Source organism: Pseudoalteromonas sp. 3J6, from assembly GCF_903995135.1.
In the GTDB taxonomy this organism is placed as follows: domain Bacteria; phylum Pseudomonadota; class Gammaproteobacteria; order Enterobacterales; family Alteromonadaceae; genus Pseudoalteromonas.
Genome location: NZ_LR877185.1, coordinates 1,876,006 through 1,895,212, shown reverse-complemented (window position 1 = coordinate 1,895,212; position 19,207 = coordinate 1,876,006). Strand labels below are relative to the sequence as shown.

Annotated in this window: 14 protein-coding genes; 6 read left to right on the top strand and 8 right to left on the bottom strand. The window is 38.4% G+C overall.

Features of this window, described 5'->3' with window-relative positions; genetic code table 11:
• Positions 1-137 precede the first annotated feature (137 nt).
• The 3 genes from P3J6_RS08700 to P3J6_RS08690 form a co-directional block, all read right to left on the bottom strand.
• Positions 138-1,004, bottom strand: coding sequence for an EamA family transporter (locus P3J6_RS08700; protein ID WP_075169974.1), 867 nt, complete (start codon positions 1,002-1,004; stop codon positions 138-140).
• Between the two features lie 174 nt (positions 1,005-1,178).
• A complete protein-coding gene (locus P3J6_RS08695) occupies positions 1,179-2,177 on the bottom strand; it encodes a Gfo/Idh/MocA family protein (RefSeq protein WP_198522752.1) in 999 nt (332 codons plus the stop codon).
• A 36-nt stretch (positions 2,178-2,213) separates the two neighbouring features.
• The gene (locus tag P3J6_RS08690; RefSeq protein ID WP_138621817.1) at positions 2,214-3,215 is read right to left on the bottom strand and encodes an AraC family transcriptional regulator; all 1,002 of its coding nucleotides are present in this window, start codon (positions 3,213-3,215) and stop codon (positions 2,214-2,216) included.
• Positions 3,216-3,302: 87 nt separating this feature from the next.
• Here P3J6_RS08690 and P3J6_RS08685 point away from each other — a divergent pair, with 87 nt between their 5' ends.
• Entirely contained in the window at positions 3,303-4,901 is a 1,599-nt protein-coding gene (locus P3J6_RS08685) for a GMC family oxidoreductase (protein ID WP_198522751.1), read from the top strand.
• Here the strand turns inward: P3J6_RS08685 and P3J6_RS08680 are convergent.
• The 3 genes from P3J6_RS08680 to P3J6_RS08670 all read right to left on the bottom strand — a co-directional run bounded on the left by P3J6_RS08680 (position 4,893) and on the right by P3J6_RS08670 (position 6,571).
• The gene (locus P3J6_RS08680; RefSeq protein ID WP_198522750.1) at positions 4,893-5,702 is read right to left on the bottom strand and encodes a class I SAM-dependent methyltransferase; all 810 of its coding nucleotides are present in this window, start codon (positions 5,700-5,702) and stop codon (positions 4,893-4,895) included. The genes P3J6_RS08685 and P3J6_RS08680 overlap by 9 nt on opposite strands.
• A gap of 1 nt (position 5,703) precedes the next feature.
• Positions 5,704-6,084, bottom strand: coding sequence for a hypothetical protein (locus P3J6_RS08675; protein WP_198522749.1), 381 nt, complete (start codon positions 6,082-6,084; stop codon positions 5,704-5,706).
• Positions 6,085-6,151: 67 nt separating this feature from the next.
• Positions 6,152-6,571, bottom strand: a complete 420-nt coding sequence (locus P3J6_RS08670; protein ID WP_138606746.1) for a DUF3429 domain-containing protein — start codon at positions 6,569-6,571, stop codon at positions 6,152-6,154.
• A 213-nt stretch (positions 6,572-6,784) separates the two neighbouring features.
• Here P3J6_RS08670 and P3J6_RS08665 point away from each other — a divergent pair, with 213 nt between their 5' ends.
• On the top strand, positions 6,785-8,053 hold the full coding sequence (locus P3J6_RS08665; protein WP_198522748.1) for an ABC transporter substrate-binding protein: 1,269 nt from the start codon (positions 6,785-6,787) through the stop codon (positions 8,051-8,053).
• Positions 8,054-8,062: 9 nt separating this feature from the next.
• The gene (locus P3J6_RS08660; protein WP_198522747.1) at positions 8,063-10,318 is read left to right on the top strand and encodes an ATP-binding protein; all 2,256 of its coding nucleotides are present in this window, start codon (positions 8,063-8,065) and stop codon (positions 10,316-10,318) included.
• Between the two features lie 142 nt (positions 10,319-10,460).
• Here P3J6_RS08660 and P3J6_RS08655 read toward each other — a convergent pair whose 3' ends face one another.
• Positions 10,461-13,991 (bottom strand): ATP-binding protein, encoded by a 3,531-nt coding sequence (locus P3J6_RS08655; protein ID WP_198522746.1) that lies wholly within the window; start codon positions 13,989-13,991, stop codon positions 10,461-10,463.
• A gap of 255 nt (positions 13,992-14,246) precedes the next feature.
• On the opposite strand from P3J6_RS08655, the gene P3J6_RS08650 reads away from it, so the two are divergent.
• The 3 genes from P3J6_RS08650 to ahpF all read left to right on the top strand — a co-directional run bounded on the left by P3J6_RS08650 (position 14,247) and on the right by ahpF (position 18,874).
• On the top strand, positions 14,247-16,349 hold the full coding sequence (locus P3J6_RS08650) for a two-component system response regulator (protein ID WP_198522745.1): 2,103 nt from the start codon (positions 14,247-14,249) through the stop codon (positions 16,347-16,349).
• 216 nt (positions 16,350-16,565) lie between these two features.
• A complete protein-coding gene (gene ahpC / locus P3J6_RS08645) occupies positions 16,566-17,135 on the top strand; it encodes an alkyl hydroperoxide reductase subunit C (protein WP_008115650.1) in 570 nt (189 codons plus the stop codon).
• A 161-nt stretch (positions 17,136-17,296) separates the two neighbouring features.
• Entirely contained in the window at positions 17,297-18,874 is a 1,578-nt protein-coding gene (gene ahpF, locus P3J6_RS08640) for an alkyl hydroperoxide reductase subunit F (RefSeq protein ID WP_138621831.1), read from the top strand.
• A 94-nt stretch (positions 18,875-18,968) separates the two neighbouring features.
• Here ahpF and P3J6_RS08635 read toward each other — a convergent pair whose 3' ends face one another.
• Positions 18,969-19,160 carry a DUF3185 family protein gene (locus tag P3J6_RS08635; RefSeq protein ID WP_008115648.1) on the bottom strand — a complete coding sequence of 64 codons (192 nt, stop codon included), beginning with the start codon at positions 19,158-19,160 and terminating at the stop codon, positions 18,969-18,971.
• Between the last annotated feature and the right edge of the window lie 47 nt (positions 19,161-19,207).

Sequence of the window (19,207 nt, the reverse complement as noted above, 5' to 3'; positions counted from 1 at the left end):
ATATTGTTTTAAGTGCAACAATGAATGGTGTGAAAGGAGAGATAAAACGTAGGCTTAGTTATACTAAGAGGGAGTTGTAAAATAGGAGATGAGAAGTTGCGCCATGATAGTTCATGACGCAATTAAATTATTAAACTCTAACCAGCAGGCTGCTTTTTACCATTAGACATGGAGCTGCCTACCGAGGCAATAATCACCAGTAAAATGGCCAGCCACTGCCAAATGCTTAGCAGTTCACCTAAAATAACTAAGCCAGCGAGTGCTGCAATTGCAGGTTCTAGGCTCATTACAATACTAAAACCTTGTGGCGACATATTACGTAAAGTAATCATTTCAAGAGTATAAGGCAGGGCGCTTGAAAGCACGGCGATAGCAATACCTAATGGAATAATATCCCAAGTAAATGCAGCACTTTGTGAAATGCCGCCATAAGGTACCAGCACAATGGCTGAAATGGTCATGCCCATCGCAACCGTTGCGCCACCAGAGCTTTGACTGCCTGTTTTCTTACCAAATAAAATATAGCCAGCCCAACAGGCACCCGCCGCAAGTGCGAGTACTACACCGACTGGATCAAGGCTGTCTTGACCTTTCATATCAGGTAAAAGTAATAAAATACCGGCCACTGCACAGGCAACCCAAAATAAGTCACGTTTTCTGCGAGAAGAAAACAACGCGACAGCTAATGGGCCTGTAAATTCAAGCGCAACCCCAATACCTAATGGGATACGTTCTATCGCGTAATAAAATAGAATATTCATGCCGCCTAAACTTAATCCATAAATTAATATGGGTAAGCGTTGGCTTGCAACAGGGAAGTGTTTCCATGGTTTAAAAATCAAACACAAAATAGCGGCCGAAAATCCTAAACGTAAGGCTGTTGTGCCCTCAGGTCCAACAATAGGAAAAAGCTGTTTAGCCAGTGACGCGCCTGACTGAATCGTCATCATTGCTAGCAATATGCATAAAATAGCCAGTAATAGATCTTTGGTTGATTTTTGCATGGATGTCCTTAAAGATTGCGATGAATTTTGGCGGCATGTTACCTGCTTTTGATCTCAGAGGTAAGTCAAATTTTGTGATCTTTTTAAGCTTAATTTAAAATAGCAGTGTTGAGTAAAGTGTGCCCAAAGGCCAAGCGATAAAATACGCTTATCGCTTAGCCGGTAGTTTTTGTTTTATTCAGAGGATAAATCTGCTGGGTAAACAACACCAAGTTGTGCGCGTGCGGTATCAAGTACTTGCATTACATCGACAGAAAGCTGATGAGTATTAACGCTAGACTCCCCCTGATTTTGCTCAATGGTATTGATAAAGTTCTCGAGTTCGTACTTCATAAAGTGCTCGTCAAATTCCGTGCTGATAAGCTCTTTATGACCATTGTTAGCAATAAACTCTATTTTTTTAAGCTGCGACACGGCTTCAATTCTAATTCGACCTAATTCCCCCTGAATTTCAGTGATATTTTCGCCTTGTGAAATTTTCGAATAGCTGATCACTGCTTGTCTGTCGGGATAATTTAAAAGCACATCGCCTGCACCATCTACACCACTTTCAAGTAATACGCCGCTGGCGTGAACAGAGCGTGGTGCTCCCCATAATGCAATAACGAGATAAAGTGGGTAAATACCCAAATCTAGTAAGGCACCATTAGCAAATTCAGGTAAAAAAGTATTAGGGCGCTCACCATTTTTATACTTGTCGTAACGTGATGAATACTGACTAAATTGACCAATAAACTTACGTGGTGTGCCTATTTTTTTTAGGGCAGCTTGTAAGTGCGCAAAATTAGGTAAGTGCGTTGTCATCATCGCTTCCATGTAAAGGCGCTGATGTTGCTTTGCCGCAGTTAAAATAGCCGCAAGTTGCTTGCTATTAGCCGCTGAGGGCTTTTCGCCTAATACGTGTTTGCCCGCTTTTAAACACTGTATTGCATATGCACTGTGCAGGCTATTTGGCGCCGCTATATAAACTACGTCTACTTGTTCATCTTGGCACACAGCATCAATAGAGGTAAAAATTTTAGCATCGGTATTTGTTGGATGATTAGCTAAAAAGCGCTCGCCGCTGCTTATTTGGCGAGAGCAAATACCGTATAAATTAAAATTGCTTAGTGTATTAGCCGCTGCCAATAAGGTGTCGCTAATAAAATTAGTACCTACAATTACAAAATTCATGTTTAGCCTTTTGCTGTTTTTAAACAAGGGCGCAGTTTAACAATGTTTGGCTCTAAATGCGCGGGCAGAGCAATTAAACCAACGTTTAATGCTAGTACATAATGTGGCTTGCTCCTGATAACCTAAAAGCTCTGAAATTTGAGTCACCGACAATTGGTTTTGTAATAAATAGTGCTCACATAAGGCGCGGCGAGTGGCGTCTTTGAGCTTTACAAAACTGGTATCGTGCTTTTTAAGTTCTCGGTGCAAGGTGCGAGGGTGAATATTAAGCGCAGCGGCAATAGTATTATTAGCGCTTTGAAATATCGGCAGCATAATGCGAATAAGCGCGCTTACCTGAGCGGGTAAAGATTGGCTATAAGCATTATTTTCAGCTAAAAAGTTAAGTGCTGCTTGGGTTTTATGTTGCTTAGTTACGTTAAGTGTTAAATCTAAGTCTTGTTTGGCAATTAATACACCGGCGCTATTTCTATGAGTAATAACCTTACAGCCAAAATGCTGGTGGTAGGTCTGCTTATTTGCGCCTAGGGTATGAGGTAAAAATACACTTTGTGGCTTACAACGGCCATTACTTATATTTTTTAAAGTGGCAATGGCCAATGCAATGGTGAGCTCTATTACTTGGTTTATTGCCGGTAATGGCCTGAGATTTATAGCGAATGATAAAAACACGTGCTCATTATCATCAAGTGGGTGAGTGGTTAAATTAAGCGCTGGCGTATGTAAGTGCAAATATTTTATCACCCAATCTAGCGCCTCGGCTAAATTAGTGCCTGTTTGAGCGGCTATTGCAATATGGCCTAAAATATCAAAGCTTTGCAGGCTTGCTAGTTTTAAACCAAAATTTGGACAATTCAGTGTATTGGCGCAATGCTCTAATAGCTGTGCATACGCGCGGTAAGTAAGGGTCTCTTGCTCTAGTTTATTAAAGTCCACATTAATGGCGCACTGCTGCATTATGGCAGCGAAACCTCCCCCAAGTTCTGCAATTAAATGGTCTATTCCTTGTAAAGAAGTGGCTCTAATTAAACGGCTCATAAAATATACTTTTGGTGAGGGTGTCTAAAAATAACAAGTTTTTATTCGATGTTCCATGCAAACTGGTTTTTTAATTGGAGAATAATTATGCATACCACTACATTTGATTACATTGTTGTTGGCGCAGGCAGTGCAGGCTGCGTTATTGCATCGCGATTATCTGAAAATAAAAATGTGAGTGTGTGCTTAATTGAAGCGGGCGGCAGTGATAAAGGTGCAATGGTTCAAATGCCTGCAGGGGTTGCTGCTAGTGTGCCTTATGGCATTAATAGCTGGCATTACAATACGGTACCTCAAAAAGAACTTAATAACCGCTGCGGATTTATGCCTCGTGGCAAAGTGCTTGGCGGTTCAAGCTCCATTAATGCTATGGTTTATATTCGGGGTAATAAGCACGACTATAATAGTTGGGCTGCACTGGGCAATGAGGGCTGGGATTATGAGAGTTTATTGCCTTATTTCATTAAAGCTGAAAATAATAAAACCTTTACTGAAAGTGATATACACGGGGTTAATGGCCCTTTACATGTGCAGGATTTAAGCCTGCCAAGCCCTGTAAATCAGCTGTTTTTAAACGCCTGTGAACAACAAGGTGTACCGCACAATGGCGATATAAACGCAGGGCAGCAAGTGGGAGCAAGGTTATCGCAAGTGACTCAACATCAAGGTGAGCGTTGTAGCGCGGCAAAAGCGTATATAACCCCCCATTTAAACCGAAAAAACCTAACTGTGCTTAGCAAAGTACACGTTAATAAAGTGCTTTTTTGCGATAAAACCGCAACCGGAGTCTCTGTTTCTATAAACAATAAGGCCGTTGTATTGCATGCAAAAAAAGAGGTGGTTTTAAGCGCTGGCGCAATTAACTCACCGCAAATTTTAATGCTATCGGGAGTTGGCCCTAAAGAGCAACTAAAGCAGCATAATATTGAAATAGTAAACGAGCTTTCTGGTGTTGGAGAGAACCTTCATGACCACTTAACCGTTGTGCCATTGTATAAAGCTAAATACAGTAAAGGCACATTTGGTATAAGTGCGGGTGGGGCGTTTAATATTGCAAAAGGATGCGTTGATTGGTTTGCCAAACGTGAAGGGCAGCTTACTAGTAATTTTGCAGAATCACATGCTTTTATAAAGCTATTTTCCGATTCAAAAGTACCCGACGTACAGCTTGAATTTGTAATTGGGCTGGTGGATGACCATAGCCGTAAACTGCACCTAGGCCATGGTTATAGTATTCACTGTAGTATTATGCAACCTAAAAGCCGTGGCACGATTCGATTAGCCGATGCCAACCCCTTGAGTGCTCCACTTATTGATCCTAATTATTTAAGCCACCCCGATGATTTAAACGTGATGTTAGCGGGGCTTAAAAAAACACTGCAGATTATGCAAAGTGAAGCATTTGATGTAATTAGAGGTAATATGGTTTACCCGCTAGATATTAACAATAATGAGCAGCTTATTGAGTATATTAGGCAAACGGCCGAGACTGAATATCACCCTGTAGGCACTTGTAAAATGGGGCAAGATGCCATGGCGGTAGTGAATAGCCAACTACAAGTACATGGCGTGAAAAATTTGCGTGTGGTTGATGCCTCAATTATGCCGCATATAATTACCGGCAACACCAATGCCGGTGTGATAGCCATTGCCGAAAAAGCAGCTGATTTAATTAAGCTAGCTTGACTTATAAAACGCTGTTAACCATTGCTGCCAGTCTTGCTCTAGTTTGATCATTTGCAGGTGTTTTTTAGCAGCAAAATGCTTGCTTTTATCCTCGTCAGCTAAAAACGGCCCTACGCGACATAGCGAGCAATAATTATCGGATAAGTAAGCAGGAAAAGTTAACAAGCTAGCCAGTTCAGGTAAGGGTTTTTCACTAAATACATAGGTAATGCCGCTGGTGTCTTTAACGTGCTTATCACGGTCAACATTGCGAATTTTATAGCCACTAAAGTGACTAATATCAAATGGCATTTGCCCTTGATATTGTGCGTTTAAATGGGTATTTAAACTGCCTTCAATATTCCATTCACGGTACGGTTTAACATCTTTTGAAGTGATGAAACACAGCCTCGCGCCTTGTGGATTTAAAGCAAACTCATTAGCGTATTTTATAAATTGATGCAGTAATGCACGGTTAAGTACGTTCATGCTGGTATGGCGAGTATTATGTTCAAATGCATCACGACCAACAAACGCAGGAATAAGCGGAAATTGAAAAATAACCACATCAAAACTATGTAAATGCTGGCCAAGCGCTTGCCAACATTGTGGGTTGGTTACATCAAAACTATTAAGTACTTCTACCTTTTGCGACTTTAAAGCATTGAGCGCATTGTCTGGGTATTTTTGCTCAATAGTTGATTGGTCGTCGTAAGTGGATGCCACTAACTTTTTTGGCTTAATATGACGATAAAGCGCATTTGAAAACGATAAATCGCCATCACCTACTGTAAGTATGTTCCAGTTTGGATTTAAATACATATTAGCGTGAAGATGTGTTTGGTTTTTCGGGCTGAGGTGCTTGATGCAACCTGTACATAGCTAAACGTGTTTTTAAACCCTCAATAGCAACCTGTTTTAAAATTAGGTTAAAGGTAATCAAAATAGCAAAAACAATGTGGATAGGACCATGGGTAAATCCTGCGTCAGGATCAAATATAGATAAGCCAAACAATACAAACAACACAACCATTAGTATTTCAATGAGTTGATTTGAATAAAAAGAAAGACGACCTTCGCTTTTATGATCTTTTTTTATGCTAATGGCACAAAAAAAAGGGATCACTTTTATTTTAAAAGCGGCGTTTTTTTCTACAAAATTCTCACCAAGGTCAGTAAGCTGTTGGCGCAATTGGTCTATCATGGGGTGTCCTCTCAATACAGTGCGCGGATGTTACCCTATTACAGACCAATGGTTAAGTAATGGCGTGTTATTTAGGGTAAATACTCATACCAATAATTAAGATATGACACACAAACACCACAGATGTGAGCACAAAGCGCATTTTTTGGTAATCTTTGTGGTAACTCTGCCAATTAACCGACGCTTTTTCAAAAATCAGAACCAACCAAAAACTCGCGCCTAACCACGCAAGCATCCACTCAATCGGCAAAAATGATAAAAACGGAATAGGAATGACCGGCAGCACAGCTTTAATGGCATCGGCAAAGCTTTGTTGCCCTGCATGCCATAAACTACCTGCCATAAACGCTAAAATAGCGATGCTGTAAAAACTAAAAAACTCTAAATTAACACTGTTACTGCCAAACATAAGTGGCCAACCCACACAGCCTAAAAACGGTAGTAAGCCCAAATAGCCTAGTTGAATGTGATTAACAAATTTTTCCATGGGTAAGCGCCTTAATCGAGTAGGTATTTCAACACTGCTAGTGTAACAAGGATAGATAGAGTTATCTTATAAAATTTATACAATGATTAAACGACTATGTTATTTATGACGATCACTCATTTTAATTAAAATAGTGTTTTTTGAAGCGCTAAGTTAGTGATTATTCGATTATTACCTATACTGATTGTGGGAATCACTAAATGGATGATTAGTATGGCTAACAATGTCACTCGACGTAAATTTTTAAGTACGCTAGCGGTAGGTGCTGCGACCTCTGCTGTCGCATTTAAAGCGCCGTATGTGTTTGCAAAAAAACCGGTTACGCTTAGAGTCATGGGAACGCATGTAACTTTACAAGAAGAGCTTAGAGTCCGCGCCATGCAAGAGCTCGGTATTAATATTGAATTTACCCCTATGGGGAGTGCGGCCGTTTTACAAAAAGCAGCAGCTGATCCCTCTTCATTTGATTTATATGAACAATGGTCTGACTCAATTAATATATTGTGGCAAGCCAATGCTATTCAACCAATTGAAGTAGAAAGACTAAAATATTGGCAGGAAATAAACCCACTAACCAAAACCGGTAAGTTAGTTCCCACAGCAAAATTGGGCGCAGGTGATGCGCCCAACAAAATTTTATATGTTCAACACGATGGCTCACTTGGAAGCCAAGCTACTGATAAAATAAGTTTTATGCCTTATGTTCACAATGTGGATTCATTTGGCTATAACACTAATTTTATACCTAAGGGTGTGGCTTACGAGACTGAGTCATGGGGCTGGTTGCTTGAGGAGAGTAATAAAGGCTTTGTTGGTTTGGTAAATGCCCCCACCATAGGCATTTTTGATGCCGCTTTGGCGGCCCAAGCACAAGGGCTTATGGCATTTAATAATATTGCCAATATGAGTGTTGCAGAAATAGATAAACTGTTTGCAATTTTAATTAATAAAAAGCAAGCAGGGCATTTTTCTGGGTTTTGGACGTCGGTGCCACAATCGGTTGAGTTTATGCTTAAAAAGCGTGTGCACATACAAAGTATATTTTCTCCGGGGGTGACTGCATGTAGAGCCCAAGGTTTACCCGTTGTTAATGCATCTCCTAAAGAAGGGTATCGAGCATGGCATGGAGTGATGTGTCTCTCTGCTAATACGGTAGGGCATGTAAAAGACGCCGCTTATGAATACATGAACTGGTGGTTATCGGGCTGGCCTGGTGCATTTATTTCCAAGCAAGGTTATTACATTTCTAATCCAGAACGTAGTAAAGAAATAATTACCACCCCCGAATGGGATTATTGGTACGATGGCAAAGAAGCGACTCAACCACTAGCGGGTACCGATGGCAAAAATATAATTATGCCAGGGCAAATTCGCGATGGCGGCAGCTATGAAAAGCGCTTTTCTAATATTGCGGTGTGGAATACAGTGATGGATAACTACGATTACAGTTTAGATAAATGGTTTGAACTACTAAACGCATAAGGGAATTGAATGCTGAAACAGTTAATTGGTTCTTTATCTATTAAAGTATTATCTTCGTTGGCTATTTTTATTTTAATACAAATAATAGTTTACGTTGTTATTAATGAGCGAACCGACAAAATAGAGCAAGCCAGTAAAAATGTATTGAATATTAATGGGCTGTCAGTTGTTGTATTTGAAATTAACAAAGATATTTTACAGATTCAGCGAGATATTTCGGTTTATGGTGTGTCGGGTAGCGAGGTTATTTTTGATAAAATAAAAAGCACTCAGCAAAGTATTCAAGCGCGGTTAATTGAAGCACAACAGCGAATTCAGCAACACAAGATTAAAAACTCATTAAACGCCATGCAATCATTGGTTTTAAATTATGGCAAAAGTATCGATAGTCTTAAAAAACGATATGATGAAAAGTCTAAAATTATTGAGCAACAGTTACCAAATACCTACGAATTAGCATTAACTACCTTAGCAAGCAGGGATGGAGAAACGGCCAGGCTGGGCAAGGACTTATTATTGTTTCAGCTAAAGGATCATTGGCATCATCTGTATCGCAATTCAGTCCTGTTTTTAACTCAACGCGATTACGCCAAACGTAGTCAAGTAAAACAGCGGCTACAATTAATTAAACAATTAACCAACAGTGGCGCTACAAACAAAATGATTGGCCACAACAAGGTCGAGCAACTAAATAGTTTAATAACTAAATTCGAGTCTTTATTTGCTCAGGCCATTCAAGCTAATAGAAACTATTTAACCTTAAGTAATATTGTTATTGCCGGTGATTCGGTCGAGTTTTCAGCACTTGCCAAAAAATTGCAAGAAGATGCATTGTTGTTGCTTAGTGATATTTCGAAAACCAGTCAAGAGAGCATTGATGCTGCGCAAACTGTTATTCAAGTGTCGTTATTTTTGTCTGTTACCTTGTTTATTCTTTTCGCTTTATTTTTTCACTTTCATATTATTAAAGCGATTAACAGGCTAACATTTAGTTTTAGATCATTTCTAAATGGTGATTTCTCAGCAAACATAGCTGATATTAACCGTGAAGACGAAATAGGGTTTTTAGCCCAAGCAGCAAATAAATTTAGAGTGCTAAACGAGCGCCTAGTTGAAGCAAAAAAAGCGGCAGAAGAAACATCCCGAATCAAATCTGAGTTTTTAGCTAATATGAGCCATGAAATACGCACTCCCATGAACGGTATTTTAGGCATGGTACAGCTAGTGAGTAATACAGAGCTTGATGCTAAACAAAAACGCATGATTGAGGTTATTAGCTCTTCAGGTAACAGTTTATTGGTTATTCTTAATGACATTCTTGATTTAAGTAAGCTTGATGCCGATAAAATGCTACTAGAAAATAGAGAGTTTAAATTAAGTGCTTTATTGTATGAGCTGGAACAAATTTTTAAATCGCAAGCCGACCATAAAAATATAGAGTTTAAAATAGTAAAAGAAAAAGTAGATTCTGTTGATTTGGTACAAGGCGACGAAACCCGTTTAAAACAAGTACTAATGAATTTATTGGGGAATGCATTTAAATTTACAGAGTGTGGAACAGTAACATTATCTGTTGCTCTAAAAGAGAAAAATAGCAATGAAGTGATGTTACTATTTAGCGTTATCGATAGTGGTATAGGTATTTCACAACATAGTATAAAAACGTTATTTGATGCTTTTACACAAGCTGACACTTCAACAACACGTCGTTTTGGTGGTACAGGGCTTGGATTAACTATCTCTAGTAAAATATTAAACTTAATGGGCAGTAATTTACAAGTAGAAAGTGAATTGGATAAGGGTTCGACATTTTATTTTCAGTTAACGCTTAGTACTCCATCATCAAATGTGGCTGAAAAACAGCAAGCACAATTACCCGATGTAAATATTAAAAATAAAGATATACAAGTATTAATTGCCGAAGATAATCCGGTAAATCAAATCGTGCTAGAAAGCTTTTTAAAAGCAATGGGTATTAAACATATAACCATGGCAGATAATGGTGAAATAGCGCTTGAACTATGTACTAAACAACAATTTGATTTAATTATGATAGATATTCAAATGCCGGTAATGGGCGGGCTTTTGGCAACTAAATATATTAGGGAACTAGCCAATTACCACGATGTGCCCATTATTGCCGTTACTGCAAACATCACTGAAAAAGACGAGCCTGAGTACGTGGCAGCGGGTATAACTAACACTATAAACAAGCCTATAGAATTCAATAGTTTAAAAGTTATAATTGACCAGTATAGCGAGTAAGAATAAATATCCTATGTGCTTTTATATTTTTTGGTGGTATTGGTTTGCAATACACTCAAAAGTTAAAAGCGCCTTTAGGCGCTTTTAACTTTAATTAGCAATACATATTTTCAGTGGTTTATTCATTATTACCCACAAAATGCTAACTACTGGGTTGTATCTCTAAGTAGCTGTTAATGGTTGATTCGAGTTTTTTGTAGCTAGTTTGAATGAGCTCTAATTTATTCTTCATACTGCCCATGGCATTTTCACTGGCCATTACTTCTAATTCATCAAATAATTTATGCAAGTTAGCCGCACCTACATCACCTGATGAGCCTTTCAAGCCATGACTTAGTTTTGATATTTGCGATAAATTATTGTTATTTATTGCATCCTCAAGTTCTTCTAGCTTCATTGGAGTACTCTGAAGGTACAATTCACATACTTTTATAAGCAGCTCTTCATTATTTAATAACCGAGATAGCGCGTTATCTTTATCCCAATCAGGTAAACTTTGACTATCCAAAGTATCAGAAATTGGTTTATTAATTTCGTTAAGCTGATTATTTTCCAATGGAGCTTCTTTTATAAAAGTTGAAGACAACCACTTTGTAGCCGTTGCAACTAATACCTCTGCAGAGATTGGTTTAGTGATGTAATCATTCATTCCTGCATCTAGGCATTTTTGTCTTTCACCCATCATTGCATTAGCAGTCATAGCGACTATGGGAATATCAATATTTTGAGGCGCTGCTTCACCAGCTCTTATTTGTTTTGCTGCATCATAACCATTCAATATAGGCATTTGGCAGTCCATAAATACACAGTGGTATTGATGATTATTGGCCACCGAGTTAACAAGTTTTTCTACTGCTTGTTGGCCATTTGACGCGGTATCTATCTCTAAAGATAAACATGACAATATACCCGCGGCTACTTCTATATTTATTTCGTTATCATCAACGATAAGAACATGTGCTCCTTTAAAGTCAGAATTATCAGTTTTAACTGAGTCTGATTCACGGCGTTTGTTAATATTAATATTACTGCTACCAGCACTTATTTTATCTTCAAGGCTGCGTTCATCGGCGACTGTTTTTAAAAACTCTGAAATAAGTATTGGTTTAGAAAGTAAGCTGGCTTGCACGTGTCTTGTTTTAATTTGAGGATAACCGCGATTTGCTAATAAAATGACTTTAATTACATGATGATTAGCAATAGTTGGCCACATTTCATCTAAACGTTTTAACAATGTGTCGTCTTGTTCAATAAGTATAAAGTCAGGTAAAGACACGTTTTTTATATCATCTGAAACAAGAGATTGTTGTAATTGTTCAGCTGAAAAACTATTTCCAGAAAAAGCAGCTATTAAATTATTTATGCTGTCGGCTAACTCGTTATTTTTAGTCACAATAGCGAAGCTTTTGTTTTTTAATCGTGGGGCAAAACTATAATAAGTTGTATCAGCGTTGCTCAGTGTTAGTTTTATGTGAAAACTACTACCTAGAGACTTTTCTGACTCAAAGCTAATTTCTCCGCCTAGAAGGCTACAAAGCTGTCTGCATATAGAAAGCCCCAGCCCTGTTCCACCAAATTTAGATGCCACGCTTTTGTCTTCTTGGGAAAAGGCGGTAAATAATTTGTTCTGATTTTCTTGTGCAATGCCCACACCGCTATCGGTAACTTTTACGTGAACGGTCACAGTATCATTGCTTGTTTGCTCGCAATAAGCGGTGACCTTTATAAACCCAGTTTCAGTAAATTTAATCGCATTATTTACTAAGTTAGTCAGGATTTGTGAAAAACGATGGGGGTCAGTTGTAATCGTTTTACATTTTAAATTCACAACATCTAAAACAAATTCGAGGCCTTTCTCCTGAGCTTTAACAGCCATACTGCCACAAACGCTTTCGATTAATTTTATTAAATTAAACTCTTTAAAGTTCAACTCAAGTTTACCGGCTTCTATTTTAGATAAATCCAAAATATCATTTATTAATACAGATAAAGCACTCACACTTACTTCGGTCATTTCTAAATAGTTTTTTTGTGTTTCACTTAATGGCTCTTTTTTTATTAAGTTTAAAGTACCCACTATGCCATTAAGTGGAGTACGCATTTCATGGCTTATATTAGAAATAAACGCGCTTTTTACTTCACTGGCTTGTTTGAGCTCTTTAGTGCGAATAGCTACTTTATTTTCAAGCTCATGATTTACTTTTATTATTTCATTCTCAATGGTGCGCTCTTTGGTTACGTCTCTGGCTATTATTGCTATACCAATAAACATTCCAAATTGATCGATAATGGCTGATAAAGAGAGTGAAAAGTAGCGTTTAGTAGAGCCGTTACTGATACTAGCGTCTTGCTTAAATTGACGAGTACCACCAGTGAACTTTTCAATTATCTCGTTAAAATTTAGCTGATCTATTATTTTTAAATCATTAATTGATTTTCCAATAGCTTCTAATTCTCCAAGTTTAAACATCAGAGTTGCGGCGTTATTCCAACTAGAGACAATACCGTTATTGGTAATGCCAATTACCGCATCAGATGATCCGGTTATAATCGCCTCAGATTGTGCGCGCGCATTTGCAAGCTCTTGGCTTTTGCGAAGACTACGATTGAAAAATGCGAGAATGATAGTTAATACAATAACCAAAATAAGTAAAAAGGCGTAGAGCTTTGTTCTACGTTCCATTTCAATATTTTTTATATACTCAACAGGCGCTAAAACGTGGCTAGATAAAAAGTTTTGTTTTTCACCCAGCGCTAAAGTGATTTTTTTTCTTGCGGTGTAATAACTTGTTTGCGCATTGCTTTTTGGTTTTATAAGCGACAATGAGCTATTAGCAACGGGGTTAAAAGTGTAATTATTATTGATGCTAATATCACTATTTAGGTCTTTACCAAAGGTGAAATCTTTATTTGGGTGTGATAAAAAATAGCCGTTACTGTCAGTTAAAGCGAGTTGAAATGGTGTATTAATACTGTTTTTTAAAAGGGTTAATAAGTTGTTAGCATTCACGTTAATTATGATAAAGCCAAATCTATTTTGATTTTCATCAAAAATTGGCATAGACAGCCTCAACATCGGGCGATAAGGAAACTCTATTTTACCGTACTCTCTATTCAACGAAATTTCAGACATATATATTTCGCCATCAGAGAGGTTACTACTGGCCGTAAAGTACTCTTGCGCTCCTTTATTTTGGAGCCTATTTAAATCTATAACCTCTACTCCACCCTGAACGCGATCAACCCTTACCAGTTCTTGTCCTTTTTTGTTGGTACTGATGATTCTTAGCTGCTCGTAATCGGGGTTATTTTTTAAAAACGCTGCAAATATAATTTCAAGCCTTGTTTTCCATTGAGCATAGGTGGTGTTTTCTAGTGGGTCTACTCCTTTGTTATTTGATGCCCTAGCCAAACCTTTGATTGGAGGGGTTGCGTGTAAAAAACGAATATCTCGACGGTAGTTTTCAATAACCTCTTGCGTTTGTGAATTAATAGATTGGTTTTTGTCTATGATTTCATGCTCTACAAAGCTAAGTACTGAGCGCGATAAACTTGCTTCATTAATAATAATGGCTACAACAATTAAGGTCATTATGGCGGATAAAGAAATTGGGAATAAAAGGGTGTAATTACTTACCTGACGAATTATCCTTTTCTTAAGATTTATTGGCATCCACTACTCCAATTAAAGACCAGCCATTATTTAGCTACCCTAAACTTAGAGAGCTATAGGTAATTGATCAAGTTTTACTTTTAATAAAGAGTTTTGTTTTGTATTCATTTATCTCAAATTTAGAACTCTACAAACCCTTTTTGATTGACGCTAATAATATAATACTTAAGTATATATTTTAGGTAATTGGTGGAGGTTTGGGTTAACTAAGCTAGGCTTTATGTGCATTTGTTTAATTTTTTATGGGAAGTGATTGTGTTAACTACTGTAGATCAAAGCTTTGCGCAACGAGTACTTATTGTTGATGATGAACCCACTAGTTTAATGATTTTAGAGGGAGCTTTATCAGATATTGCAGAAGTTATATGTAGCGATACTGGTTTTGGCGCCATTGAAAAAGCACAGCAGTTCTTACCAGAAATTATTTTATTAGATATTGAATTACCTGATATTAGCGGGTTAGAAGTGTGTAAACGCTTAAAAAACGATCCCAAAACTAGTGGTGTAACAGTAATATTTATTACCTCCCATAATGAGAGTAAGTTTGAGCATTTGTCTTTAGAGTTGGGTGGGATTGACTATATACAAAAGCCCGTTGATCTTAAGGTATGCCGCTTGCGCGTTGGCAATCATCTAAAACTAAAAACACAAGAGCAACAACTAAAACATTCACAGCGTTTACTTGCTATTGAATCAGAAAGATTGCGCGTAACGCTCAACTCGATTGGCGACGCAGTTATAGCAACAGACAAAGACGAAAAAATAACGTTTATGAACCCGATTGCAGAGATGATGACCGGTTGGGTAATGCATGAAGCAGTTGGTAATCATATTTCAGAGGTTATGCAACTACGGGATGCAACCACAAAGCACAAAAGCCTTAATCCAATTTCTATTGCTTTAAAAGAGCAGCGAAGAGTAGCTATGGCGCTTAATTGCCAATTAACGAGCTTAAATGGCAGAATTCATCGGGTTGAGGATTCTGCTTCCCCCATCAGAGATGAAAAGGGGAATATTATTGGCGCGATTATAGTTTTTCATGATGTGAGCGAGTCGATTGCGATGGCTGTTAAGATGAGCCATTTAGCAAACCATGACCAATTAACCGATTTACCCAATCGAATTTTATTACATGATCGCGTTGCGCATGCTTGTCAGGTATCTGTGCGTAATGGTTTTTTAGTGGCGTTAATGTTAATTGATATTGATCATTTTAAATATTTAAATGATACAGAGGGACACCATGTTGGCGACCAAATCATAAAACTGGTTGCTAAACGACTTGAATCTATTGTTGATTTAAATACGACCTTGGCCCGTGTTGGCGGGGATGAATTTGTATTGTTGCTCCCAGGTATTAAATCGCCGTGTCATGTTGATGCTGTTGCATCTGATATTTTGTATGCAATGCATCAACCTTTTCGTGTTGATGGAAGAGAGTTTAATTTAACTATAAGCGTGGGAATTAGTATTAATCCAACGGATTCTGATTCTGCCGAATTAATGATGTCGCATGCTGATGCAGCAATGTATAAAGCCAAAGAGCATGGTAGAGATAGATTTTGTTATTTTTCAGATGACTTAGAACATGAGTTTCATCAACGTCAAAATATAGATAAGCTTTTGAGAAATGCACTTGAAAAAGACACGTTGGAAGTTCACTTTCAGCCCAAGCTTAGTTTAAAAAATAAATTAATCATAGGTGCTGAGGCGTTAGTGAGGTTAAGAGATGAGGAAGACGGTTTTATATCGCCGTTACACTTTATTCCATTAGCTGAAGAGACTGGTTTAATTAATAAGTTGGGTCATAGCGTTTTAAAACAAAGCTGCAGAGCGGCTAAACGCTGGCTAGATAAAGGCCATCCAATTAAAGTTGCTGTTAATGTTGCTGCTAAACAATTTACAGATCCTAAATTTATAGAAAGCGTAGCACAAGTACTTGAGGATACTGAGCTTCCTAGTGGTTATCTTGAATTAGAAGTGACAGAAAGCGCTTTAATGAGTGATTTTGATGAAACAAGTAGGATATTAAACGGGCTTTCAAACCTTGGTTTGAGCATAGCGATAGATGACTTTGGAACGGGCTATTCGAGTTTATCGTATTTAAAGTTATTTCCTGTTGATGTATTAAAGATTGACCAGTCATTTGTTAAAGATATGGTTGATGATAAGCAAAGCCTAGATATTGTGAAAGCAATCACCCATTTAGCACACTCACTTAATTTAAAGATTGTTGGTGAAGGCATTGAAACTCAAGCACAGCTCGATACACTTATTTCGCTTGAGTGTGAAGAAGGGCAAGGATTTTTGTTTAGCAAAGCTTTACCTGAAAATGAATTTGAAAATCTCATTTTCTGATGGCTACCTTTAGTGCTCAGTGTAACTAGTATTTTTAATTTTAAGATAGCTTGCATTCAATTATTGTGGCTTATTAGCTTGAGTAATCTTAAAAAGCGATTATTTCAATCTAAACAATCAATTTTATTTAATTTCTCAATGGCCTTATTGTATTAATCAAGCCAACGCACAAGGCGTTAACTTTTTTAAATACACTAAACATAAATGAGGAATACTATGAGCACTTCATTGATTAACACAAAATTACAACCTTTCAATGCAACAGCTTACCACAATGGTGACTTTGTAGAACTCACTGAAAAAGACGTATTAGGTAAGTGGTCTATCTTTTTCTTTTACCCAGCAGATTTCACATTTGTATGCCCAACTGAATTAGGTGACCTTGCAGATCATTATGCACAGTTACAAGAAATGGGCGTAGAGGTTTACTCGGTATCAACAGATACGCACTTTACGCACAAAGCTTGGCATGACACGTCAGACACTATCGGTAAAATTACTTACCCAATGATTGGCGACCCAACAGGACGCATTACACGTAACTTTGGTGTAATGATTGAAGATGATGGTTTAGCACTTCGCGGTACATTTGTAATGAACCCAGAGGGTGAAATCAAAGTTGTTGAAACGCATGATTTAGGTATTGGTCGAAGTGCTAAAGAACTTGTTCGTAAAGTACAAGCCGCACAATACATTGCCACTCATGACGGTGAAGTATGTCCTGCATCTTGGCAGCCAGGTGAAGACACATTAGCACCTTCACTAGACCTAGTTGGTAAGATTTAAACCTTACCTTCACTAAACTTAGAGTAGTACATAACTCTAATACCAGTGAGCCTACTTGGCTCACTGGGCACTCTCCCGCGCCATCACTCTTTTCTAAAATTCGCACATGCACTGATGGCATGGGGGTTCTGCTGTTTTATTTTTCCTTAAGGGGCTAAGCCATGTTAGACAACAACATAAAGAACCAATTAAAAAGCCATTTTGAATCGCTGACTCAGCCTGTTGAGCTGCTTATCGCCTTGGATGACAGCAAAAAATCAACAGAAGTAGAAAGTTTAGCGAATGATTTAGCATCACTAAGCGATAAGTTTAGTGTGAGTAACAATCCAGATACTTCGGCACGCAGACCTTCAATGGTGGTGCATTCGCCACAAAAAAACACCCATATTACCTTTGCAGGGGTACCTATGGGTCATGAATTTACTAGTTTAGTGTTAGCGCTATTACATACGGGTGGTCACCCTAGTAAAGCAAGTAAAGATGACATTGAACAAATACAAACACTTGAGCAAACACTCAATTTTGAAGTGTATATTAGTTTGAGCTGCCAAACCTGCCCGCAAGTGGTTCAAGCGCTCAATACAATGGCTGCTACAAATAGCAATATCAAAGCCACCATGATTGATGGTGCTCTGTTTCAAGATGAAGTAGAGCAACGAAATATATTGGCTGTACCCGCTGTGTACTTAAACGGAGAACCTTTTAGCCAAGGGGCAATGAGCCTAACCGATATTTTAAATAAAGTTGATAGCAAAGGTGCACAGCGCCAAGCCAAAGCATTGAATGAAAAATCAGTGTTTGATGTTCTTGTCGTCGGTGGTGGGCCAGCAGGTGCTTCGGCAGCTATTTATTCTGCACGTAAAGGGCTAAATACGGGGGTGGTTGCCGATCGATTTGGTGGCCAAGTAGCTGACACATTGGCCATTGAAAACTTTATTTCGGTAAAAGCAACCGAAGGGCCAAAAATGGTGGCTCAGCTTGAAGAGCACGTTAAAGAATATGATGTTGATGTAATGCACAACCAACGCGCTGCAAATCTGCAAAAAGGCAGTAATGGCTATGATATTACTTTAGAAAATGGCGCTGTATTACAAGCTAAATCACTTGTGCTAGCAACCGGTGCACGCTGGCGTGAAATGAACGTACCTGGCGAGCAGCAATATAAAGGCCATGGCGTTGCATACTGCCCGCATTGCGATGGACCATTATTTAAAGGCAAACCTGTTGCTGTAATAGGTGGCGGTAACTCAGGTATTGAAGCGGCTATTGATTTAGCCAACATTGTAGAGCATGTAACGGTGCTTGAATTTGCCGATACGTTACGTGCTGACGAAGTACTTATTCGTAAAGCAAATAGCTTAAAAAACATTACTATTATTAAAAATGCACAAACTACTGAAGTACTCGGTGATGGTAACAAAGTTATAGGCCTTAATTATACCGATCGTGTTTCTGGAGAAAGTAAGGAGCTAGCTTTAGCCGGTATATTTGTACAAATTGGTTTGATACCAAACACCGAATGGTTAAAAGAGAGTGACCTTGAGCTTAGTCAATTTGGTGAAATACTCATTGATGCAAAAGGTGCAACGTCGTTACCGGGTATATACGGTGCGGGCGATGCGACCAATACGCCATTTAAGCAAATTATTATTGCTATGGGCGCCGGAGCAACTGCTAGCTTAGGAGCTTTTGACTATTTAATTCGCCAAACACCCGATGCAGAGCAAAATGCTGCTTAATAGTGTTTTAGCGTAAGCCTCTTGATAAAACAGCTCTCACCCATAGCTGTTTGTTCACCCAAGCCGCCCTCTCCAAAGGCGGCTTTTTTGTGTGCTATTTAAGTCGGGTAAGGCCTACTAAAATACAAACTGCGCCACCAATAAAGCCAAGCCATGCTTCTACTGGGGTTTCGCCATTGAATGCACGAGTAACTTGTGAAGCTGCAGAATCGTAAACATCATAACCCCACATACCAAGTGCTACGCCAATAACAATAAGTACAATACCAATGATTTTATTTGTCATAATGATCCTTTGTGTTTTTAGTGCTAGTTAATCTGGGCGACACTCGT